Annotated in this window: 16 protein-coding genes; 5 read left to right on the forward strand and 11 right to left on the reverse strand. The window is 73.6% G+C overall.

Annotation, left to right across the window (positions count from 1 at the left end):
* Nucleotides 1-376 precede the first annotated feature (376 nt).
* From DB32_RS26340 to DB32_RS26350, 3 genes are all read right to left on the reverse strand, one after another.
* Complete coding sequence (locus tag DB32_RS26340) at nt 377-1,852, reverse strand: Y-family DNA polymerase (protein ID WP_053235401.1); 1,476 nt, start codon at nt 1,850-1,852, stop codon at nt 377-379.
* A 27-nt stretch (nt 1,853-1,879) separates the two neighbouring features.
* Nucleotides 1,880-2,818 (reverse strand): hypothetical protein, encoded by a 939-nt coding sequence (locus DB32_RS26345; protein ID WP_053235402.1) that lies wholly within the window; start codon nt 2,816-2,818, stop codon nt 1,880-1,882.
* Nucleotides 2,819-2,996: 178 nt separating this feature from the next.
* Nucleotides 2,997-3,677, reverse strand: a complete 681-nt coding sequence (locus tag DB32_RS26350; RefSeq protein ID WP_053235403.1) for a hypothetical protein — start codon at nt 3,675-3,677, stop codon at nt 2,997-2,999.
* A gap of 49 nt (nt 3,678-3,726) precedes the next feature.
* Between DB32_RS26350 and DB32_RS49145 the strand changes: the two genes are divergently transcribed.
* Nucleotides 3,727-4,071, forward strand: a complete 345-nt coding sequence (locus tag DB32_RS49145) for a (2Fe-2S) ferredoxin domain-containing protein (protein ID WP_053235404.1) — start codon at nt 3,727-3,729, stop codon at nt 4,069-4,071.
* Here DB32_RS49145 and DB32_RS26360 read toward each other — a convergent pair whose 3' ends face one another.
* The 3 genes from DB32_RS26360 to DB32_RS26370 are packed head-to-tail and all read right to left on the reverse strand — an operon-like array spanning nt 4,072 to nt 8,069.
* On the reverse strand, nt 4,072-5,259 hold the full coding sequence (locus tag DB32_RS26360) for a trans-sulfuration enzyme family protein (protein WP_053235405.1): 1,188 nt from the start codon (nt 5,257-5,259) through the stop codon (nt 4,072-4,074). It lies immediately after the preceding gene.
* Nucleotides 5,260-5,276: 17 nt separating this feature from the next.
* Nucleotides 5,277-6,818 carry a polysaccharide lyase 6 family protein gene (locus DB32_RS26365; RefSeq protein WP_053235406.1) on the reverse strand — a complete coding sequence of 514 codons (1,542 nt, stop codon included), beginning with the start codon at nt 6,816-6,818 and terminating at the stop codon, nt 5,277-5,279.
* Between the two features lie 57 nt (nt 6,819-6,875).
* Entirely contained in the window at nt 6,876-8,069 is a 1,194-nt protein-coding gene (locus DB32_RS26370) for a c-type cytochrome (RefSeq protein WP_053235407.1), read from the reverse strand.
* Between the two features lie 114 nt (nt 8,070-8,183).
* Here DB32_RS26370 and DB32_RS26375 point away from each other — a divergent pair, with 114 nt between their 5' ends.
* Nucleotides 8,184-9,191, forward strand: coding sequence for an AraC family transcriptional regulator (locus DB32_RS26375; RefSeq protein ID WP_075098024.1), 1,008 nt, complete (start codon nt 8,184-8,186; stop codon nt 9,189-9,191).
* Between the two features lie 9 nt (nt 9,192-9,200).
* On the opposite strand, the gene DB32_RS26380 is transcribed toward DB32_RS26375, so the two are convergent.
* Nucleotides 9,201-12,320 (reverse strand): ATP-binding protein, encoded by a 3,120-nt coding sequence (locus tag DB32_RS26380; protein ID WP_053235409.1) that lies wholly within the window; start codon nt 12,318-12,320, stop codon nt 9,201-9,203.
* A 117-nt stretch (nt 12,321-12,437) separates the two neighbouring features.
* Here DB32_RS26380 and DB32_RS26385 point away from each other — a divergent pair, with 117 nt between their 5' ends.
* The 3 genes from DB32_RS26385 to DB32_RS26395 are packed head-to-tail and all read left to right on the forward strand — an operon-like array spanning nt 12,438 to nt 17,151.
* Nucleotides 12,438-13,241 carry a sterol desaturase family protein gene (locus DB32_RS26385; RefSeq protein ID WP_075097633.1) on the forward strand — a complete coding sequence of 268 codons (804 nt, stop codon included), beginning with the start codon at nt 12,438-12,440 and terminating at the stop codon, nt 13,239-13,241.
* A 55-nt stretch (nt 13,242-13,296) separates the two neighbouring features.
* Complete coding sequence (locus DB32_RS26390) at nt 13,297-15,165, forward strand: serine/threonine protein kinase (RefSeq protein ID WP_275935492.1); 1,869 nt, start codon at nt 13,297-13,299, stop codon at nt 15,163-15,165.
* A gap of 24 nt (nt 15,166-15,189) precedes the next feature.
* Entirely contained in the window at nt 15,190-17,151 is a 1,962-nt protein-coding gene (locus DB32_RS26395; RefSeq protein WP_053235411.1) for a bifunctional aldolase/short-chain dehydrogenase, read from the forward strand.
* Nucleotides 17,152-17,231: 80 nt separating this feature from the next.
* Here the strand turns inward: DB32_RS26395 and DB32_RS26400 are convergent, their stop codons facing one another.
* From DB32_RS26400 to DB32_RS26415, 4 genes are all read right to left on the reverse strand, one after another.
* Nucleotides 17,232-18,152, reverse strand: coding sequence for a YicC/YloC family endoribonuclease (locus tag DB32_RS26400; protein ID WP_075097635.1), 921 nt, complete (start codon nt 18,150-18,152; stop codon nt 17,232-17,234).
* 33 nt (nt 18,153-18,185) lie between these two features.
* Nucleotides 18,186-18,698: a DUF507 family protein gene (locus DB32_RS26405; RefSeq protein ID WP_053235413.1), complete on the reverse strand. Its 513-nt coding sequence runs from the start codon at nt 18,696-18,698 to the stop codon at nt 18,186-18,188.
* Nucleotides 18,699-18,800: 102 nt separating this feature from the next.
* Entirely contained in the window at nt 18,801-19,430 is a 630-nt protein-coding gene (locus tag DB32_RS26410; RefSeq protein ID WP_169791558.1) for an MlaC/ttg2D family ABC transporter substrate-binding protein, read from the reverse strand.
* A gap of 44 nt (nt 19,431-19,474) precedes the next feature.
* Complete coding sequence (locus tag DB32_RS26415) at nt 19,475-20,899, reverse strand: TolC family protein (protein WP_157069410.1); 1,425 nt, start codon at nt 20,897-20,899, stop codon at nt 19,475-19,477.
* Nucleotides 20,900-20,920 lie beyond the last annotated feature (21 nt).

Below are 20,920 nucleotides of genomic sequence, written 5' to 3' on the forward strand. Positions count from 1 at the left end.
GCACCGGTGATCCGCGGAATTCGGCCGCAGAACGCGATTCGGCGGCGCCGACTCGCCTCCGGCGGGCGTTGGAGGCGTGTCGGCAGCGCGAAATCGCCTTTTGCGACCGCTGGAGCCGATCGGCGGGCCCCCACTCGCGGCAATTACAGCCCGACTGCGTGTGGCGAATCGCGGATCGCCTCCGGCGCGCGCTGGAGGCGATCCGGCGCCGCGGAATCACGTTCTCGGCGCCGAAGACGGCTCCGGAGGCTCGCGGACGTCGATCGCGGACGGATGGCAGCGTCGCGGCAGAGCGCGAAGCCGCGCCGCGAGCCCCGACGCGCTCACCGTCTCGTCCAGCAGCCCGCGAGCGCCCGCCGCCGCGCACCGAGACCTCTCAGTCGATCCGCCCCTGCACGAACCATCGATCGAGGGCCGCATCGCGATACATCCAGAGCAGCGCGCCGTCCGCGCGCTCCGCGTACCAGTAGTCGCGCACCACGCCGTGCGCCCACCAGCCGGACTGCAGGCGATACGGGCCGCTCATCTCCGTGATCGGCGGGACGCACACCGGACGTCCCGCGTCGTCGCTCGGCAGCGGCTGCGGGCTCGGCATCAGACGACGGACCAGCGGCGGGTCGCGCGGATCGTCGTCCGGCGCGCGGCGCGGCACGTCGATCGTGCGCACCGGCTCCCAGCGGAACTGGTGCTCGGGCAGCCACGCGTCCTCGAGGCGCGCGCGGGTGACCGCCTCGTCGCCGAACGCCGCGCGCAGCCGCGCGATCCCGCGCGTCGCGGCGTCGGGATCGCGACGTCGCGTGCCCGCCGCGAGGACGAGCTGCGTGCCCTCGAGCGGCGCCGGCTCCGCCTCGAGCCGGATGCGCTCGACGCGCTCGGGCAGCGAGATCGTGTCGAGCCGGAGACGCACCAGCTCGAGCACCGAGGTCGCGTCGCGGCTCGCGCGCGCCGGACGCAGCACCTCGCGGTGCGGCGCGGCCCCGCCCTCCATCGTCAGCGTGAGGTCGAGCGCGGCGAGCGCGAGCGAGCGCTGCTCGAGCGCGCGGTGCAGCGCGTGCAGCGCGCCCTTCACGCAGAAGAGGAGGCGCGACGCGTCGTCGTCCGGCGGATCGAGCTCGGCCTCGATCGCGATCGGCTGCGCGGCGATCACCGGCGTCATCGGCTCGCGCATCACGCCCGAGAAGAGCGCGTGGAGGCGCGATGCGCTCGGCCCGAAGCGCACCGAGAGCTCGCCCGGAGGCAGCGCGAGGAAGTCGTCGAGCGTCGCGACGCCGAGCACCGCGAGCGCGCTCTCGAGCTCGGGCGGCAGATCGAGGCGCGCGATCGACACGCGACCGGCGAGGCGATGCTCGGTGTCGGCGTCGGCGATCACGCGCGCGTCGCGCACGGTGCGCGCGATCGCCCACGCGCGCATGCGCTGGAACCCGACGACGACCGCGCCGAAGAGATCGTGCGCGCCGAGCTCGCCCCAGATCGACTGCGCCCAGCGCTCGAGCGAGCCGAACAGCGAGACCATGCCCTCGGGATCGATCCAGATGACGCCGGGGCGCTCGTCGTCGGGCTCGACGCGCGGTGAGTAGCGATGCATCGCGCCGACGAGCTCGGCGCGGACCTCGGCGATGCGCGCCTCGGGCACCGGCGCGGCGCGCAGCTCGCGCGAGATGCCGAGCGCCGACGCGTAGCGCATCCCGACGCGCACCCCGAGGCGCTGCGCGCTCTGCGAGGTCCAGAGCACCGGCGCCTGCGGTCGATCGTCGCCGACGACGGCGAGCGGCATCCCCGCCCACTCCGGGCGATCGCGCCGCAGCACCTGGAGGGGCAGCGCGGGCACGTCGAGGCATGCGATCCGAGACATCGTGGATCACGCGCGTGGAGAGCGACGTCAGCGTGCGCCGACCGGTGCGAGACACGCGCCGCGCGTCTCGTGCGTCGCGAGCAGCCCGCTCTTGTCCTTCAGCGCGCTCGCGACGACGCCGAAGCGATCGGGACCGACGCGCTTGCGCCGCACGTCGAAGCGCAGCGACACCAGCGGACCGAGCGACGCGCGCGAGCGACCGTGCGGCGAGAGCACGACGACGCGGCACGCGTGCTCGCGCGCGAGGCCGAGCAGCCGGCCCTGCCACGCGGTGCCGCGCGGGAGCACGGCCGAGCCGAGATCGAGCACCACCGCGCCGAACGCGCCCGTGCGCAGCACGAGCTCGGCCGCGCGCGGCGCGGCGGCGGCGTCGTCGGGCGGGACGTGCACCACGACGAGCGCGTCGAGGTCGATTCCCGCGGCCGCGAGATCGGGCGGAAAGAGCCCGGCGCCGCGCGGCATGATCCACGCGACGGGATCGCCCTCGCGCTGCGCGTCGCGCAGGACGACGACGGCCGCGCTGGTCTGCGCGCTGTCCGGTCCCGAGCACAGCTCGACGATGCGCCCCGGCGAGACCCAGGGCGCGCTCGCAGGAGGCTCGGGTACGCGCGCGGTGGGCGCACGGAGCAGGCGGACGCGCCGCAGCGACGACGATGCGACGGCGAGCGCCTGCGCGGTGCGCGTCTCTCGCGTGCTCGCATCGCCGGCGAGCCCGACGTCCGCGAGCGCGACGTCGGGCGCAGGCGCTTCGTCGATGCGCGCCTCGTCGATGCGAGCGACGTCGAGCAGGCGCGTGAGCGCTGCGGTGTCGATGCGCTGCTCGTCACCGTCGAGCGCGAGCGCGAGCTGCGCGAGCGATGCGCCCGCGGCCTCGACGACGCGCGCTCGATCGGCCGGGAGTGTCGCGACCCTCGCGGCGACGACCGTGGAGGCGCGAAGGACCCGGGGAACGAGCGTCGAGGCCACCCCGATCCGATGGCTGAACGGATGCACAGTGTCAAGCGACGCCCGAAGGCCGCTCGGACTGACGCAAACGCGCTACTTCTTCTGTCGGACCTCCGGTCCGAGGCTCACGTCGCACCGCACCCCGCCTGCTCCTTCCGAGCGGTACGAAGAGCTCGGAACGAGCACGCGCGCCGCGGCGCTACTTCTTCTGCCCCTGCGGCTTCTGGCCGAGCGTCCGCAGGTCCCACTTCCCGCTGACGTCCTCCCACGTCGGCAGGAGCTGCTCGGGCTCGACCGTCAGCACCCGCAGCCGCATCACGACGCGCGTCACCGACGACGTCTGCGAGAAGCGCACGTGGCGCCCCGAGGTCTGCTCGAACACCGCCTCCGAGCCCGGTCGCGGGAACGGATGCGAGAGCTCCATCGCGTCGCCGTCGCGCGACTGACCGCCGACCAGACGCGCGCCGCGCAGCGGGTGCTCGGCGATCGCGCGGCGCGTGCCCTGATCGATCACGTCGACGCAGATGAGCGACGCGTCGAGCTGGTAGATGGTGTTGCGCGTCCAGATCTCGAGGAAGATCCACGGCTGATCGGGCAGCGGCGCGCTGCGGCGCTCGTAGACGAGATCGATGTCGACCGCGGGCGGGCCCTTCGCGCGACGTCGCGCGTCCTCGGGCCCCTGGGGCACCGAGTAGCGCACCTGGGGCTCGGGGTGCGGCGTGGGCTCGACGACCATGCGCACCGCGCCCGCGACCACCTCGGGCGAGGCATCGTCGCGCATCGCGATCGGCTGCACCTCGAGCGGCGGGAGCGGCTGCGACGGCGGGCCGAAGCCGGGCACGGTGCCGTGCTTGGGACGCGAGGGCGGATCGTCGCTCATTCCGCGCTCCAGGCTATCACGCGTCGTGAGCCCTATACTCGCCGCCGACGTGGACGGCCCGCTCTTCTTCCCGACGCGCGCGCACCTTCTGCTCTGCACCGGACCGCGCTGCTCGCGCCGCGGCAGCACGCGCGTGTTCGAAGAGGCGTGGCGCACGCTCGAGGCGCGCGGCATCGCGTACTACAAGCGCGGCGGCGGAGTGCGGCTGACCGAGTCGGGGTGCCTCGGGTGCTGCTCCTACGGGCCGACGCTCGCGGCGTATTACGGCGACGAGACCGGAGCGCTCACGCAGGCGTGGTACGTGGGCGTCGACGCGCCCTCGCTGGTGCGCATCGCGGAGGCGCTCAACGAGGGGCGCACGCCTCCCGACGACAAGCGCTTCGGGCCGCGCTAATCAGGACGAGGGCAGCGCGCGATCGAGGTCCTCCCAGAGGTCCTCGACGTCCTCGATGCCGACGCTGAAGCGCATCAGGCCGTCGGTCACGCCCGCTGCGATGCGTGCCTCGCGCGGCATCGATGCCTGGGTGGTCGTCGCGGGGTGCGTGAGCAGCGAGCGCACGTCGCCGAGGCTCACCGCGCGCGCGATCACCTCGACCGCGTCGTGACAGCGCTTGCCCGCCTCGAGCCCTCCCGCGACCTCGAACGCGATCATCGCGCCGAAGCCGCGCGTCATCTGAGCGCGCGCGATCGCGTGCTGCGGGTGCGAGGGCAGGCCCGGATACCAGACGCGCGCGACGCGGCGATCCTCCTCGAGGCGACGCGCGAGCTCCATCGCGCTCGCGCTCGCGCGATCCATGCGGAGCCCGAGGGTGCGCACGCCGCGCGCGAGCATCGCGGCGGTGTTGGGCGCCATCGCGCCGCCCATCGCGCGCACGCCGATCCGTCGCACCTCGGTCACTCGATCACGCGAGCCCGAGACCACGCCGCCGATCGCATCGCCGTGCCCGCAGATCGCCTTCGTCGCGGAGTGCAGCACGAGGTCCGCGCCGAGCGCGAGCGGGCGCTGGTGCCACGGCGTCGCGAACGTGCCGTCGACGATCAGCACGGCGCCGCGCGCGTGCGCGAGCTCCGCGAGCGCGGCGAGATCGGTGCACACGAGGTTCGGGTTCGCCGGCGTCTCGGCGTACACGATGCGCGTGCGCTCGGTCATCGCGGCCTCGACCGCGGCGAGGTCGGTCTGATCGACGAACGTGGTCTCGACGCCGAAGCGTGGGAGCACCTCGCGCATCAGGCGCGCGGCCTCGGCGTAGACGCTGCGGGGCGCGACGACGTGCTCGCCGGCGCGCGCGCACGACGCGATCGCGCCGTTCACCGCGGCCATCCCGCTCGCGAGCGCGACCGTCGCCTCGGCGCCCTCGAGCGCGGCGATCTTGCGCTCGAACGACTCGACCGTCGGGTTGCGCCAGCGCCCGTAGATCCAGCCGTCCTGCTCGCCGCGGAACTGCGCGGCCGCGTCGTCGGCGGAGGCGAACGCGTACGCGCTCGCGAGGACGATCGGCGGCTCGAGCGCGCCGGTCGTCGGGTCGGGCTCTTCACCGGCGTGCACCGCGAGGGTGCCGGGCCGCAGCGTGCGATCGGTCATGCGCGCGCGAGCGTAGCTCAGTCGCGCCGGCGCGGATCGTAGGTGCGCGGGCCCACGTCGGCGGCGGTGAGCGGAGGGAGGCGCGCGGGAGCGTCGACGAGCTCGTCGGCGCCGACGTCGGCGCGACCGTCGCGCCGGTGTCCCTCGATGTCGATCGCGAGCGGCTCGTCGATCGCCGCCGCGGTGTCGATCGCGGGGCCGCGCGGATCGGGTCGCCAGATGCCTTCGCCGTCGCGCGCGAGCCCGGGATCGACGAAGCGGATCCCGGGCGTCTCGTCGAGCCCGAGCGCGTCGCCGTGGAGCACGTTGCCGGCCCACGTCGACGCCTCGATGCCGAGCTCGCTCCGGACGACGGCGCCGATCGCACCGCCGATCAGGTTGTTCGCGAGCGTGATGCGACGCGGCGCGCGGTCGCTCGATCCCGCGCCGAGCACCAGGCTCTGCTCGCTGTCGGCGATGGTGTTGTGCGCGACGAGCACGTCGACGACCTCCTGATAGCCCGTCGGCTCGGCGTCGCTCTCCCAGCTCATCAGCACGATGCCGCCGCGCACGTCGCTCGAGGTGCGCACGCCCTGCACGTAGTTGTTCACGATGCGATGACCGCCGCCGACGACGCGGATCCCGCCCGCGCCCGGCGCACCGTCCGCGAAGAACCAGTTGCCCTCGACGACGCACCCGTCGCCGTGCCGCAGCGTGAGCTGGCCGATCGACGCGCGGAACGTGTTGTGGCGATAGACGTTGCGGCCCGACTTGTTCGAGACGATCTCGATCTCGCCGCTCGTGCGCTCGAAGAGGTTGTGCTCGACGATCGTGTACGAGGGCGTGTCGTGGGTGTCGCTCGTGCCGACGCGGAGCGTCTCGGCGCCTTCGCCGACCGGCGGGCGATCGCCGAAGTAGTTGTGGTCGATGCGGTGATGGTCCTCGGCGCCGTCCGGGCGCCACACCACGAGCAGCACGTCCGAGCTCGTCTTGTGGGCGAACCACGAGTGATCGACGCGGTTGTGATCACCGTAGATCGAGACCCACTTCGACTCCTCGACGCCCTCGTCGACGCCGTCGATCGTGAGCTCGGTGAGGCGGCAGTGGCCGCACGGCGTCGAGACGTCGCTGCGCGTCGCGAGCAGCGTGCCGCCCGCGCTGCGTCCGCCGCGGAACACGAGCCCGCGCAGCACGAGGTGGCTGCCTCCGAGGCCGATCGCGCTCGTGCCGGTGACGATGGTCTCGCCCGGACGCTCGGCGGCGATCGTGATCGGCGCGCCTTCGGCGCCGTGCTGCGTGATGCGCAGGACGAGATCGCGCCACGTGCCCGCGGCGAGGCAGACCGTGTCGCCAGGCGACGCGGCGGCGATCGCGCGCTCGAGCGTCTCGCCATCCGACGCGACGACGTCGCACGCGACCGGGGGCTCACCGGCGTCGTCGTCGGGCACGCGCGCGTCGAGCATCGCGCGGGCATCGATCAGCACGCCCGCGTCGCTCGGCGCGGCGTCGATCACGGGCTCGTCTGCGCAGGCGCTCACGATCGCCGCGCTCAGCGCGATCACGCTCGGCCATCGCTGCACGCTCGTCGCCTCCGTCGGCTGCGGTGTGCCGCCGAGCCGACGAGCGAGCCGTTACGCTCACTGCGTGCGCGCAGCGCCCTCGCTCACCCAGCGCGCGAGCGCGAGCGCATCGGCGTCGGAGAGCAGCGCGCCATACGTCGGCATCGGCGTGCCGGGCTGGAGCGCCTCGGGGTGCTGGATCCAGCGCGCGAGCGCTTCGGGATCTTCGCCTCGCGCCTGCTCGAGCTGCGCGTGGTAGCGCGCGCCGGGCGCGTGGCACCCGGGGCAGCCGAGCTCGACGAAGAGCTGCTCGGGCGCGCGCGCACCGGGACGCGGCGTGCGCACCGGCTGCGTCGCGGGCACCTCGCCGTCGAGCGCGGGGACGCTGCGCAGATAGACGAAGAGCGCCTCGACCTCGTCGTCGCCGAGGCCGCGGAAGAGCGGCATCGGCGGGCGCACCGCGGTGCCGTCGGGCTTCAGGCCGTCGCGCAGCGCGCGGCCGAGGTCGGCGGAGGTCCACGCCGCGAGCCCGCTCGCGTGCGCGGTGAGGTTCGGCGAGCGCACCGCCGCGCCGTCGGCGCCGACGAGTTCGAACCCGCCGCGGAGCAGGTCGTCGCCGCTCGCCTTGTCGGGGTCGTAGCCGGGCGTGTGGCAGCCCGCGCAGTCGAACACGTCGTGCGCGAGGTAGCGGCCGTACTCGGCGGTCGGTGCGCGCGGCGGCGCGCGCATGCCGCGGGCGGGACGCGTCGCGGGATCGGGCAGCCCGGCGCGCACGAGCACGCGCCCGACGAGCGAGGGCCGCGACGGCGGGGTCTCGGTCGCGTCGGCCTCGAAGACCGGATCGTCGGAGCGCAGGAACCCGAGGACCGCGGCGAGATCCTCGTCGGAGAAGCCGTACGTCGGCATCACGACCGCGTGCCCGTCGCGCGTCACGCCGTAGCGAAGCAGGCGCGCGATCTCGCGATCCTCGAACCCGCCGATGCCCGCGGTCGGATGGCGCGTGAGGTTGCGCGAGTGGAACTCGCCGAGGAACGCCGGGATCTCCGCGAGCGGCGCGCCCGCGACGCGCGTGGCGCCGGGCGCGCGATGACACTGCGCGCACGTGCCCTCGAAGAGCACGCGTCCGCGCGCGATGCCCGCTTCGCTCCGATCCGCGCTCACCTCGGGGTACGGCGCGCTCACCGGCTGCGAGGCGCGGACCACGAGCGCTGCGCCCGCCACGATCACGAGCGCGAGCAGCGAAGCGAGCGCGATGACGATCTTCCGTCGCATGAGAGTCTCCTCGACGACGATTGGCGGCATCGGGGCGCTCCACGACTGACCGCGGGCGACAATGGCGTGGACGATGGCGCCGCGCGCTCGGCGCGCCGTATCATCCGCGGGCACATGGCAGTCGCGACCGTCGTCGCCTCGTTCACCGCGACGCTCGTCGACGTCGCCGTCATGCTGGGCGTGCCTCGCGAAGAAGCGCTCGCGCACGCGCAGCTGACGCCGGAGATCCTCGCGAACCCCGACGCGCGCGTGCCGTTCAAGCAGCACATGGCGATCTGGGATCTGATCCTCGCGCGCCGCGGCATCGACGATCTCGGGGTGCGGCTCGGGGGTGCGTTCACGATCGAGTCGCTCGGCGCGCTCGGCTACCTGATGCTGCAGTGCGCGACGCCGCGCGAGCTCGGGCGCTGCATGGAGCGCTTCGGGAGCCTGCTCTGCGACGTGTTCATCGGGCGCTTCTTCGAGGAGGACGGGCGCGCGGTGCTCGAGCAGGTGCTCGCGCCGCGGTTCGTGCGGCTGCGGCATCCCGCCGAGTGGTCGATGTCGAGCGGGCTCACGATGCTCCGCGCGCTCATCGGGCGCGACGACATCCCGGTGCTCGACGTGTGGTTCCAGCACCCGCCCCCGCCCGACGTCTCGATGCTCACCGCGTACTTCGGACGTACGCCGCGCTTCGGCGCGCCGGCGTCGCGCCTGGTGCTCCCGGGCGAGATCCTCGATGCGCCGATCGTGAACGCGAACCCGCGGCTCCACGGGTACCTCGAGCGCCACGCGGAGTCGCTGCTGAAGGTGCTGCCGGGCGACGATCGTCTCGCCGATCGCGTGCAGCGGAAGCTCACCGAGATGCTGCGGCACGGCGTGCCTTCGCAGTCGGCCGTCGCGCGTCACTTCGGGATGAGCGAGCGGACGCTACAGCGGCGGCTGAAGGAAGAAGGCGTCGTGTTCCAGACGCTGCTCGAGCAGACGCGGCGGGAGCTCGCGGAGCTCTATCTGCGCGAGCCGCGCCTCGCGGTGTACGAGGTCGCGATGCTCGTCGGGTACTCCGAGCCGAGCGCGTTCTTCCGCGCGTTCCGGCGCTGGACCGGGCGCACGCCCGAGCAGTATCGCGCCGCGCTCGCGTGACGCGCGCCGCTACTCGGGATCGTAGCGGCACGACGTGCCGGTGCGGATCGAGCGCTCGAGCAGACGACCGAGCGCAGCGTCGTGCACGGCGATGCGCTCGATGGCGTCGCGCAGGCGTCGCTGCACGTTGATGCGCGCCTTCTCGACCGCGCTCCCCGCGCGTCGCGCGCGGCCACCGAGCCCGAGCCCGCGCGCGATCTCGGCGCGCAGCGCGTCGATCTCCTCGCGCGCTCGCGCGGCGCGCTCGACGTCGTTCCACGCCTCCGCTTCCGCACGCTCCTCTTCGAGCGCCGCGAGGCGCGCGCGATAGGCCTGCTTCGCGCGCTCGTCGAGCAGCTCGCCGGCGTCGCCGCGATCCACGTCGCGCGCGTCGGGCGCGGCGAGCTCGAGCACGTGCACGTCGCGCCCCGGCTCCGCGATCAAGCGCGCGAGCCACTGCAGGCCCTTGCTGTCCTTCAGGCGGATCGGCGCGCCCTCGCGCTCGACGACCCAGGTCTCGCCGTCGCGGCGCATCGTGATCGCGCGACGCATGCGCGCGGGCACACTGCGCGGCGCACCGAGCGCCACGAGCTCGACGCGGATCGCGTCGACGTACGGTGTCGCCCCCGCGCGCTGGGCGCGCTCGAGCGCACGCTCGAGCCAGCCGCGCGCATCGTCGACCTCGCCGCGCAGCGCGGCGAGCGAGCCCAGCAGCGCCGCGACCGGGCCCTCGCACGTCATCCCGAAGAGGCCCCAGCTGCGGAAGCGACCCTCCAGCGGGCGCAGACGCTCCGCGACGCGCGTCGCGAGCGCGGCGTCGTGGAGGGCGAGCGCGACCTCGCCGATGCACGAGAGCAGCGCGACGTCGCCGAGCGCGATCATCTCGTCGACGTCCGCCGTCGCGAGGCGCGCGCCAGCTTCGTCGAGACGGCCCGCACGCGCGAGCATCGCGCTCGCGAGCGCGTGCGTCGCCGCGCGACCGAACGGCATCGCGGTGAGCGCCTGCTCGAGCGCGGGCAACATCGCGAGCGCGTCGACGTCGCGCCGCTCGGTCCGCAGCCGCGCCACACGCGCGACCGCGAGCGCGCGCGACGCGTTGGGATCGCGCGCCCGCTCGCTGCGCGCCTTCGCCTCGTCGAGCCAGCGATCCGCCTCGTCCCAGCGGCCCGCGAGCGTCGCGTCCATCGCGCGCATCGCCGCGACGGGCCACGCGTAGAACGAGTGCCCGAGCCGCTCCGCGACGCGCTCGCAGCGCTCGATCGCGGCGCGCCCGGCGACCGTGTCGCCCGCCTCGTAGCAGTCGATCACGAGCCGCATCGAGCCGCGCATCGCGTCGACGGGCTCGCCGAGCGCCTCCGCGAGCGCGACGTGCTCGGCGTTGAGCGCCGCGCGCTCCGACGGTTCCGCGAAGTCCATCATCGCCGAGCACGCCGAGCGCAGCGTCTCGAGGAGCACGCGTCGATCGCCCGTCTCGCGTGCGAGCGCGATCGCCTCGCGCGCGAGCGCGATCGGTCCCCACGGATCCGCCGCGGGCTGCTGCGCGGCCGCGAGGCGCGCCATCACCCTCGCGCGGAGCGCGCGTGCGTCCGCGGGAAGCGCGGCGAGCGCCTCGTCGAGCAGCGCGATCAAGCGCACGTCGATCGTCGCGTAGACGAACGCGGCGCCGTACGCGAGCGCTGCGCGCGCGAAGAGCTCCGCGCCCTGCGCACGCGCGAGCGCCGCCGCCGCGAGGCACGCCTCCTGGCCGCGCGCGACGTCTCCCGCGCGGATGCGCGCGCTCCCGAGCGCGAGGAGCAGCTCGACGCGCGTGCTCGCAGGCACGCCCGTGTCGGTCCACTCGAGCGCGCGCTCGTACCAAGCCACCACGTCTTCGAACGCGAGCTGCGCGTCCGCTTCCTCCGCCGCACGCCGCGCGCTCATCACCGCGCTCGCACGCTCGCGCGCCCCGCCGCCGGCCGCCGCGGCAGCGGCCCAATGGAACGCGATCTCGCTCGTGCCGACCTCGGCGCCCGCGTCGCGCCGCTGCTCGAGGCACGTCGCCGCGCGCGCGTGCAGCACCGCGCGGCGCTCGCTATCGACTTGCTGGTAGAGCACCTCGCGCAAGAGCACGTGCGAGAAGCGCAGCGCGCCGGGCGCGAGCTCGACGAGCACACGCGCGCCCGCGCATCGACGCAGCGCCGCGCCGAGCGACGCGACCGACGTCTCCAAGAGCTCCGCGAGCGACGCGACGCGCACGTCACGCCCCAGCACCGACGCCGCTTCGAGCATCGCCACGTCGGGCGCGGGCAGCGCGCCGAGCCGCTCGCGCAGCACCTCGCGGATGCCGTGCGGGATCGCAATCGTGGTCGCGCGCACGAGCGAGGAGGTGCTCGCCTGCGCGCGCCAGTACCGCGCGAGCTCGACCACGAAGAGCGGATTGCCCTCCGAGGCCTCGTGCACCGCGCGCACGATCGTCGGATCGGGCGTGCCTTCGCCCTCGAGCAGCAGCGCGCCGACCTCGGCCTCGCCGAGCCGACGCAGCGCGAGGACGCGCGCGTCGCGCGCGAGCCGTGCGAACGACGACGCGTGCGCGGTGCGCTCCGCCTCGTGCTCGCGATACGTGCCGACGAGCACCAGCGGCACGCTGCGCAGGTGCCGCGCGACGTACTCCGCGAGCAAGAGCGACGACGGATCCGCGCCGTGCAGATCGTCGAGCACGATCATCGTCGGCGCGCGCGACGCGACGCCGATCACGAGCGAGCCCATCGCGTCGATCAGCTCGAAGCGCGCGCGCTCGGGATCGATCGCATCGCCGATCTCGCTGTCCCGCTCGCGCAGCTCGGGCAGACCGCGCGCGAGCAGGCGCGCCCGGGCACCGAGCGCCTCGCGCGCCGCCCTCCCCGCCTCGGTCGCGAGCAGCGCGCGCAGCACCTGCACCCATGGCCAGAGCACCGGCGCGCCGCCGACCTCCCACGCGCGCCCCCACACGACGACGACCCCGCGCTCCGCGGCGAGCGCCGACGCTTCCTCGGCGAGGCGGCTCTTCCCGATGCCCGCCTCGCCGCAGAGGAGCCACACGCCGCCCCGCCCTCGCGACGTGTCGAGCACGGCCTCGCGCAGTCGCTCGAGCTCGTGTGCACGTCCGACGATCGCCGCGCCCTGGGCCCCCACGCGGCGATCATGGACCGCGGAACGCGCCCGCGGAACATCGTTCCGCGCATCGTCACGCCTCCTCTCCGACCTGCCCCGCCACGCGCTTCCCGGCGGCGCAACTCCTGGAGGACGTTCATGGATCTGCTCACCGGCGGGCTGCTCGCCTCGCTCCTCGTGCTCGTCGTGCTCGACCGCGTCGCCCCCGCGCGCGTCTTCCCGCGCATCCGCCGGTGGCGCGCCCGCGGGCTCGTGTGGCTCGTCGTCTCGGTCCTGCTCTCGGGTGCCCTCCCGCTGCTGTGGGACCCCCTCCTCGCGCCGTACCGGCTGATCGACGCGACCGGGCTCGGCGTCGCCGGTGGCACCGTCGTCGGGCTCGTCGCGCTCCAGTTCTGCACGTACTGGTGGCACCGCGCGCTGCACCGCTTCGAGCCGCTGTGGCGCATCCACCAGATGCACCACAGCGCCGAGCGCATGGACGTGTGGGGCGCGTTCTACCTGCACCCGCTCGACGTCGCGGGCTTCGCGATGGCGGGCAGCATCGGGCTCACGCTGATCCTCGGCGTCGATCCGCTGGCCGCCGCGATCGTCAACGCGCTCGTCACGTTCTGCAGCCTCTTCCAGCACGCGAACCTCCGCACGCCGCGCTGGCTCGGCTACGTCGTGCAGCGCCCGGAGAGCCACTGCGTGCACCACGAGCGCGGCGTGCACGCGCACAACTACGGCGACATCCCGCTCTGGGATCTCGTGTTCGGCACGTTCCGCAACCCGCGGGAGTGGCGCGGCGCGACGGGCTACTGGAACGGCGCGTCGGCGCGCGTCGGCGACCTGCTGCTGCTGCGCGACGTGACGAACGCGAGCTCCGAGAACGTGGTCGAGACGATGGAGGACGACGCGCTCGCGCCCACCAGCGAGCCGCTGGCGCGCACCTCCGTCGTCTGAGTCGCTTCCCGCGGGACGCGGCGCGGGCACCGCGTGCTAGCCTCGTCGCCGCGTGGTGGGGAGCCCTTCGAGATTCGGGCCCTACGAGCTCGTCGGCCGACTCGGCGCGGGAGGGATGGCCGAGACCTTCCTCGCGGTGCGGCGCGGGCCCGGAGGGTTCGAGCAGCGCGTCTGCGTGAAGCGGATCCTGCCGGCGTTCGAGAAGGACGCGGCGTTCGTCCACCAGTTCCTCGACGAGGCGCGTGTCTCGGCGCAGCTGCGCCACGCGAACATCGTGCAGGTCGTCGACTTCGGCGTGGCCGACGCGTCGCACTACCTCGCGCTCGAGCTGGTCGAAGGCATGGATCTGTACCGTCTCCTGCGCGCGCTCGAAGAGCGCGGCGAGACGATGACGTCCGGGCTCGTCGTGCACCTGGCGAACGAGCTCGCGACCGCGCTCGACTACGCGCACAACCTCCACGGGCACCGCGGCGCGGCGGGCGGCGGGCCCGTCGTGCACCGCGACATCTCGCCGTCGAACGTGCTGGTGAGCCGCGCGGGCGAGGTGAAGCTGACGGACTTCGGCATCGCGAAGGCGGTGTCGAAGTCGACGATGCTGACGACCACCGGGACCGTGAAGGGCAAGGTCCCGTACATGGCGCCCGAGTACGCGCTGCAGGGGCGCTTCGACGCGCGCGGCGATCTCTTCGCGCTCGGCGTGCTGCTGTTCGAGGCGCTCGCCGGGCGCCGGCCCTTCGTGGGCGCGACCGATCTCGACACGCTGCAGCGCATCAGCGAGGGGCGTCGCCCCGGGCTGGCGGAGCTGTGCCCGAGCGCGCCGAAGGCGCTGGTCGACGCCGTCGAGCGGCTGCTCGCGCCCGATCCCGACGCGCGCTTCCAGAGCGCGGCGGAGCTGATCGACGCGCTGGTCGACATCGCGCCGCCGCCCACGGCGCGCCGCATCCTGGGCGACCTCGTGCGCCGGCTCGAGGAGACGACGCGCGCGGGCGCGCCGCCGAGCCAGCAGCCCGCGATGGCGTACGAGCCGACGAGCGCGATGCCAGGCGAGCGCCCGCAGTGGAGCGGAGGTCCGCAGCCCGCGTCGGGACAGGACCCGACGCGCACGCGCGCCCCGGTCGACGGCGCGCCGACGGTGATGACGCCGACGCCGGTGCCGCCGCCCTTCGGCAACACGGGCCCGCAGTACACGTCGACGGGCGTGGGGCCCGAGCTCGCTGCCCAGCTCGCCCCAGGCGTCCCCGCGTATCCGCCGGCCACGCCGCCTTCGTTCTCGCGCCCCGCCGATGCGAGCGCGCGCGTCACGCCGGCGGAGCTCACGCGGCCGAGCGGCGCGACGCCGATGCCGGTCGAGTCGCTGCGCGAGCTCCCGCGACAGCGCTCGCTGATGCCGCTCGTCGGCGGAGTCGCGGCGATCGCGCTCGTGGCGCTGGGAGCAGGGCTCGCGATCCTGCTGACGCGCACCGAGCAGCCCCCGCCGCCGGTCGTGGTCGTCGATCCGGCGAGCCCCGCCGACGCCGGCTTCGCGCGCGCGCCCGAAGACGCGGGACCGCCGCCGATCGACGCGTACGTCGCGCCTCGGGTGGAGGTCACGACGCCGCATGATCGCGGCGCCCGTCCGACGCCGTCGCGCCCGCGTGACGCGGGCACGACGACGCCGGTCGTGATCCCGCCTCCGCCACCGCCACCGCCACCGCCTCCCCCTCCGCCGCCGCCGGTCGACGAGCGTCCCGGCTCGCTCGACATCGTCGTGATGCCCTTCGGCGAGGTGTGGATCGACGGCGACTACGTCGGCTCCTCGCCCGTGCGTCGCTCGCTCCCCGCGGGCACGCACCTGATCGAGGCGGGCCCCTCGCGGTCCGAGCGCACGATGCGACGCAGCGTGGAGATCGCGCCGGGCCAGCGCCGCGAGATCGTGATGCGCTGACGCGGGGACGATATCCTCCGCGCGATGGAGAGCCGCTACCGCGCCGAGGACGCGCCCACCGATCTGCTCCAGCTCCGCTGCTACACGTCGCGGCTGCTCGGCGCGGAGCCCTCGCTCGTGCTGCACGGCGGCGGCAACACGAGCGTGAAGGGCACGACGAAGGACTTCTTCGGCGACGACACCGACGTGCTCTGGGTGAAGGGCAGCGGCTGGGACCTCGCGACGATCGAGCCCGCGGGGTTCTCGCCGGTGCGCATGCGCGCGCTGCTGCGCATGGCCGATCTCGCGGCGCTCTCCGACGTCGACATGGTGCGCGAGCAGCGCGCGGCGCTCCTCGATCCGAGCGCGCCCGATCCGTCGATCGAGGCGATCCTCCACGCAATCCTCCCGCACCGCTTCGTCGATCACACGCACGCCGACGCGGTGATCACGCTGACGAACACCCCAGACGGCGCGGCGCGCATCCGCGACGTGCTCGGCGATCGCGTGCTCTACGTCCCGTACGTCATGCCGGGCTTCGTCCTCGCGCGCGCGGTGCGCGAGATCACGCGCGGCGCGGACTGGTCGAGGCTCGAGGGCATGGTGCTGATGCACCACGGGCTCTTCACGTTCTCGGACGACGCCCGCGAGAGCTACGAGCGCACGATCCGCCTCGTGAGCGAGGCCGAGGACGCGCTCGCGAAGAGCGGCGCGTGGAGCGCACCGCGCCGCGCCGCGCGCGCATCCGAGGTCGATGCGCGCGCGCTCGCGACCATCCGCCGCGAGGTCTCGCGCGCCGCGGGCCGCGCGATGATCGCGCGCGTCGACGCGAGCGAGGACGCGGCGGGCTACGCGTCGCGCGACGACGTCGCGCGCATCGCGACGCGCGGCCCGGTCACGCCCGATCACGTCATCCGCACCAAGCGCGTGCCCGCGGTGATCGACGGCGATCCCGCTGCGGCGATCGGCGCCTACGCGCGCGAGTACGACGCGTACTTCACGCGCCACGACGACGGGTCGCGCACGCGCCTCGATGCCGCGCCGCGCTGGGCCGTGTGGCGCGGCGTCGGCACGATCGCGTTCGGCACCGCGGCGAAGGCAGCGGCGCAGGTGGGCGACATCGCGCGTCACACGATCCGCTGCGTGCAGTGGGCCGAGGCGCTCGGCGGATGGACCCCGCTCGGCGAGCGTGATCTCTTCGACATGGAGTACTGGGAGCTCGAGCAGCGCAAGCTGCGCAAGCCCGGCGCGAGCCCCTCGCTCGCGGGGCGCGTCGCGCTGATCACCGGCGGCGCGAGCGGCATCGGTCGCGCGGTCGCGTTGCGCTTCCGCGCCGAGGGCGCGGCGGTGTGCGTGCTCGATCGACGCGCCGAGATCACGAGCGCGTGGAAGGGCGACGACGCGCTCGGCGTCGCGTGCGACGTGACCGACACCGCGCAGGTGAACGCCGCGATCGACGCGTGCGTGCGCCGCTTCGGAGGGCTCGACCTGCTCGTCTCGAACGCGGGGGACTTCCCGCCGAGCAAGCGCATCGAGGAGCTCGACGACGCGCACTGGGAGCGCTCGCTCGCGCTCAACCTCACCTCGCACCTCAAGGTGCTGCGCGCGGCGACGCCGTACCTCGAGCTCGGCGTCGAGCCCGCGGTGATCATGATGGCGTCGCGCAACGTGCCCGCGCCGGGCCCTGGCGCGGCGGCGTACTCGGTGAGCAAGGCAGGCCTCACGCAGCTCGCGCGTGTCGCCGCGATCGAGCTCGCGCCCGCGGGCGTGCGCGTCGACGTGCTGCACCCCGACAAGGTCTTCGACACCGAGCTCTGGAGCGACGAGACGATCGCATCGCGCGCGAAGAGCTACGGCGTGAGCGTCGATCGGTACAAGCGCCAGAACCTGCTGCGCGCGGAGGTGACGACGAAGGACGTCGCCGAGGCCGCGCTCGCCCTGGTGAAGATGCGCGCGACGACCGGCGCCCAGCTCCCGATCGACGGCGGCAGCGACCGCGTGATCTGAGCCCGCCCGCGTCCCGAAGCTCGCGCCGCGACCGAGCGAGCCGCGAGGACCGCCTCTCGCCGGGGCGCCTGCGATCGAGCTCAAAGGACGTTCTGGACCTGCTCCCGCATCCGCTCGACGTCGGCCTTCACCTCGACGACGAGGCGCGCGGTCTCGGCGTCCGCGCTCTTCGCGCCGATCGTGTTCGCCTCGCGCGCCATCTCCTGGAGCAGGAAGTCGAGCCTCCGCCCGAGCGCCTCCGCCGCGCCCGTCGCGAGCAGCATGCGGAACTGATCCGAGTGGCTCCGCAGCCGCGTGCACTCCTCGGTCACGTCGCAGCGATCCGCGAACACCGCGATCTCCTGCTCGAGCCGACCTTCCTCCAGCGCGCCGACCTGCGAGATCGTCCCGCCGACCTGCGCGAGCAGCTTCTCGATGCGCTCCGCGAGCCGCCGCCGCGCGTTGTCGACGACCTCGGGCACGCGCGCCTCGATCGACTCCACGTGCTCGACCAGCCGATCCACCCGCGCCTCGAGATCCGCCGAGAGCGCCGCGCCCTCGCGCGCCCGCATCTCCATCACGCCACGACAGGCCTGCTCGGTCGCGCGCGCCAGCGCCTCGCGCGCCACGCGCAGATCCGGGAGCCCACGCGCGATGAACAGATCGGGCACCGACGCGAGCAACGAGAGCGGCAACGGCTCCCGCGGCGAGAGCGCATCCCGCAGCGCGACGAGCTGCTCGTACGCCGCGCGCGCTCGCGCCACGTCGAGCACCGGCGCGCCGATCGCGTCCCCCGAGATGCGCCCCGTCACCTCGACACGACCGCGTCCGAGCGCGGTGCGAACCGCTTCCTCGACGAACCCGGTGTGCTCGACCACCTCGGCGGGCAGTCTCACCCGCACCTCGAGGTAGCGATGGTTCACCGAGCGGATCTCGATGTGCACGCGCCCGGGCCCGAGCGGGGCCTCGCCGAGGCCGTGCCCCGTCATGCTCCGCAGTGTCGGGGTGGCGCTCTCGTGCATGGGATCCTCGACGCGCCGCTCAGGGCGCCCGGCTCAGGTGAGCCTCTTGTTGCGCTTGATCTGATCCATCACCCGCGCGTACTCGGTCTCGAACGCGGCGGTGCCTTCCTCGAGGTTCTTGATCTTCGAGCGCACCTCGCGATCGAGCTCCTGCTCCACGTCCATGTGGCGGCGGAGGATCGCGGTGATCTTCTTGCGGAGCACGTTGTCCTCCGCGAACACCTCTTCCACGTTGTTGCTGTGGAAGAGCATCTCGAGCACCTGCTCGAGGATGTACGGGAGCGTGTCCTCGCCCGTCGAGAGCTTCAGATCCTTGGCGACCTGGGACTTCATCTTCCCCAGCTCGCTGTAGGTCATGCCCCGGATCTCCATCCGGGACTTCGCCTCGTCGGTCACGCGACGCTCTTGGCGCAGGTACTCCTTGAGCACCGACTCGATGTCCGCCTGCACCTCGTTCGGCGCCTCGGTCTCGATGTCACCGCCTTCCGTGAGCGTCCGGACGATCTCCTGGGCGATGACGGGAACCTTGCCGCTGAACAGTCGCATACGGGTTGGGCAGGCTAGTGCCCACATCTGTGCCCGTCAACGATCGCAAGGAAAAACGCGCTCACGAGCTCCGCGCCGGAGGACGCGCGAGCGCGCCCGAGATCACTCGGTGCGACCCGACGCGAGCCGCTCCTGCATGCGCGTGATCAGCGCGTCCCAGCCGTCCTGGCCGATGATCCGATTGAACTGACGGTTGTAGTTCCGGACCAGGCTGACGCCGTCGGTGTTCACGTCGAACACGCGCCACGCACCGTCGGTCAGGTGCATCGAGTACGAGATCTCGACCGGCGGCTGACGGCGCTCCTGGCGCGAGCGCGCCTCGGTGTAGACGACCGTTCCGTCGGAGATCGCCTCCTCGCGCGTGTAGCGCACCTCGAAGCCCTGGATGCGCTCGAGGTTCGCCTCGTAATTGCGCTCGACGAGCTGGCGCAGGAGATCGACGAACTGCGTGCGCTGCGCGGGCGTGCGCGACTCCCAGTGCGTGCCGAGCGCGCGCCGCGAGAGCTCCTGGTAGTCGAGCAGCTGGCTCAGGATGCGCGTGACCTCCTGGCTGCGTGTCGCGCGCGCCGCGTCGGTCGAGGCATCACGCCTCATGATGCGCGTGACCTCGTCGTGGCGCTGCCGGAGGAAGCGCGTCGCGGGCCCGCCTTCCTGCGCCGCGGCGCTCGGGGTGAACGACGGAGCGGTGAACGAGAGCGCGGCGAGCGCGAGGGCGAGAAAGATCGTGCGCATCGTCATGTGCGTGTGCCTGGTGACTGGTCGAAGGGTGCCCCGATTCAATCGCAGGCGTCTTCCCAGCGATCGGTGACGGGCATTGCCGAGACGCGCTCGAGGTTCGCGAGCGCGCTGTTGAAGTCGTGGATCGCCTGGAGATGCGAGTAGCGCGCCGTGAAATAGGCACGCACCGCGTCGACGAGGTCGTTGGTCTCCGCGGTGCCGAGCTCGACCGCCTGCGCCGCGGTGATGAACCACGCGCGCGTCTCGCGCCGCCCGCGATCGAACGCCGTCTCGCGATCGCGCGCCTCGACGACGGTGTTGTACGCGTCGGTGATCTCGAGCTCCATGCCGCGACGCGCCTCCTCGAAGCGCATGCGCACGTCGTCGAGCAGCGCGCTCTCGCGATCGACGCGGTACGCGTTGCCCCAGAAGTCGAGCGACCACCGCAGCGCGATGCCCGCCCCGATGTTCATGTAGTTCGCGGGATCGATGATGAACGGGTTCGTCTGGTCGGTGATGCCCGGCGCGTAGCTGATCGCGAAGCGATACGTCAGCGCGAGGTCGGGCCAGAACCCGGCGCGCGCCACGTCGAGGCTCGCCTCGCGCGCGCGCTGCGCGGCCTCGAGCATGCGCACCTCGGGGCGATCGCTCATCGCGCTCGAGACGTACTGGGTGAGCGGGCGCAGGCGCGCGTCGACGACCTGGATCGGACAGTCGGGCACGCGCAGCTCGCGCACGCCGCTGAGGATCTGGAGCGCGGCGCGCGAGCTCGCCTCGAGGTGCGCCGCCTGCGCCTGTCGCGCGCGCACTTCCGAGAGCGCGGCCGCGAGACGGAAGCGATCCATCTCGTCGACCTCGGGGTCGCCCTCCGCGATGCGATCGTCGGTGCGCTCGATCGCTTCTTCGAGCGCGGGCATGCCCTCGCGCAGCATCTGCTGCACGTCGAGCGCGAGCTGCAGCGCGAAGTACGCGCGGCGCACGTCGTAGAGCAGCTGCGCACGCACGCGCGCGCGATCGGACTCCGACGCGCGGATGCCGGCGCGCGCAGCCTCGCGTGCGGCGCCGAGCTTGCCGAACGTCCACAGCGGGATCGCGCCCTGGAAGTCGAACCCGAGCACGGGCTGCCACGGGTTCGAGAGCGGGACCTGCGCGTCGGGCGAGAGGATCGGGCTGCCGCGCGCCTCGGGCGCGAGCGTGAAGCCCGCCGTGACCCACGACTGGAAGTACGGCGTGACCCACGCCTCGTCGAGCTGCGCGCGCGCCGCGCGGATGCGCGCTTCGGCGGCGCGAATGCCGGGGTAGCTACGCTCGGCCGCGCGCAGGAGCTTCGCGAGATCGTAGACCGGTGGGCCCGACGTCTCGCTGGTCGCGCCCTCTGCGCTCGCGCCTTCGCCCGAGCCTGCGTCCTGCGCGACCGCCGCGAGTGGGAGCGCGAGCATCGTCGCGATCGCGCTCAGCGCGAGGAGTCGGGCGGGCCTGCGCACGGCGCCCGGTTGTAGACAGAA

Source organism: Sandaracinus amylolyticus, from assembly GCF_000737325.1.
Taxonomy (GTDB): domain Bacteria; phylum Myxococcota_A; class Polyangia; order Polyangiales; family Sandaracinaceae; genus Sandaracinus; species Sandaracinus amylolyticus.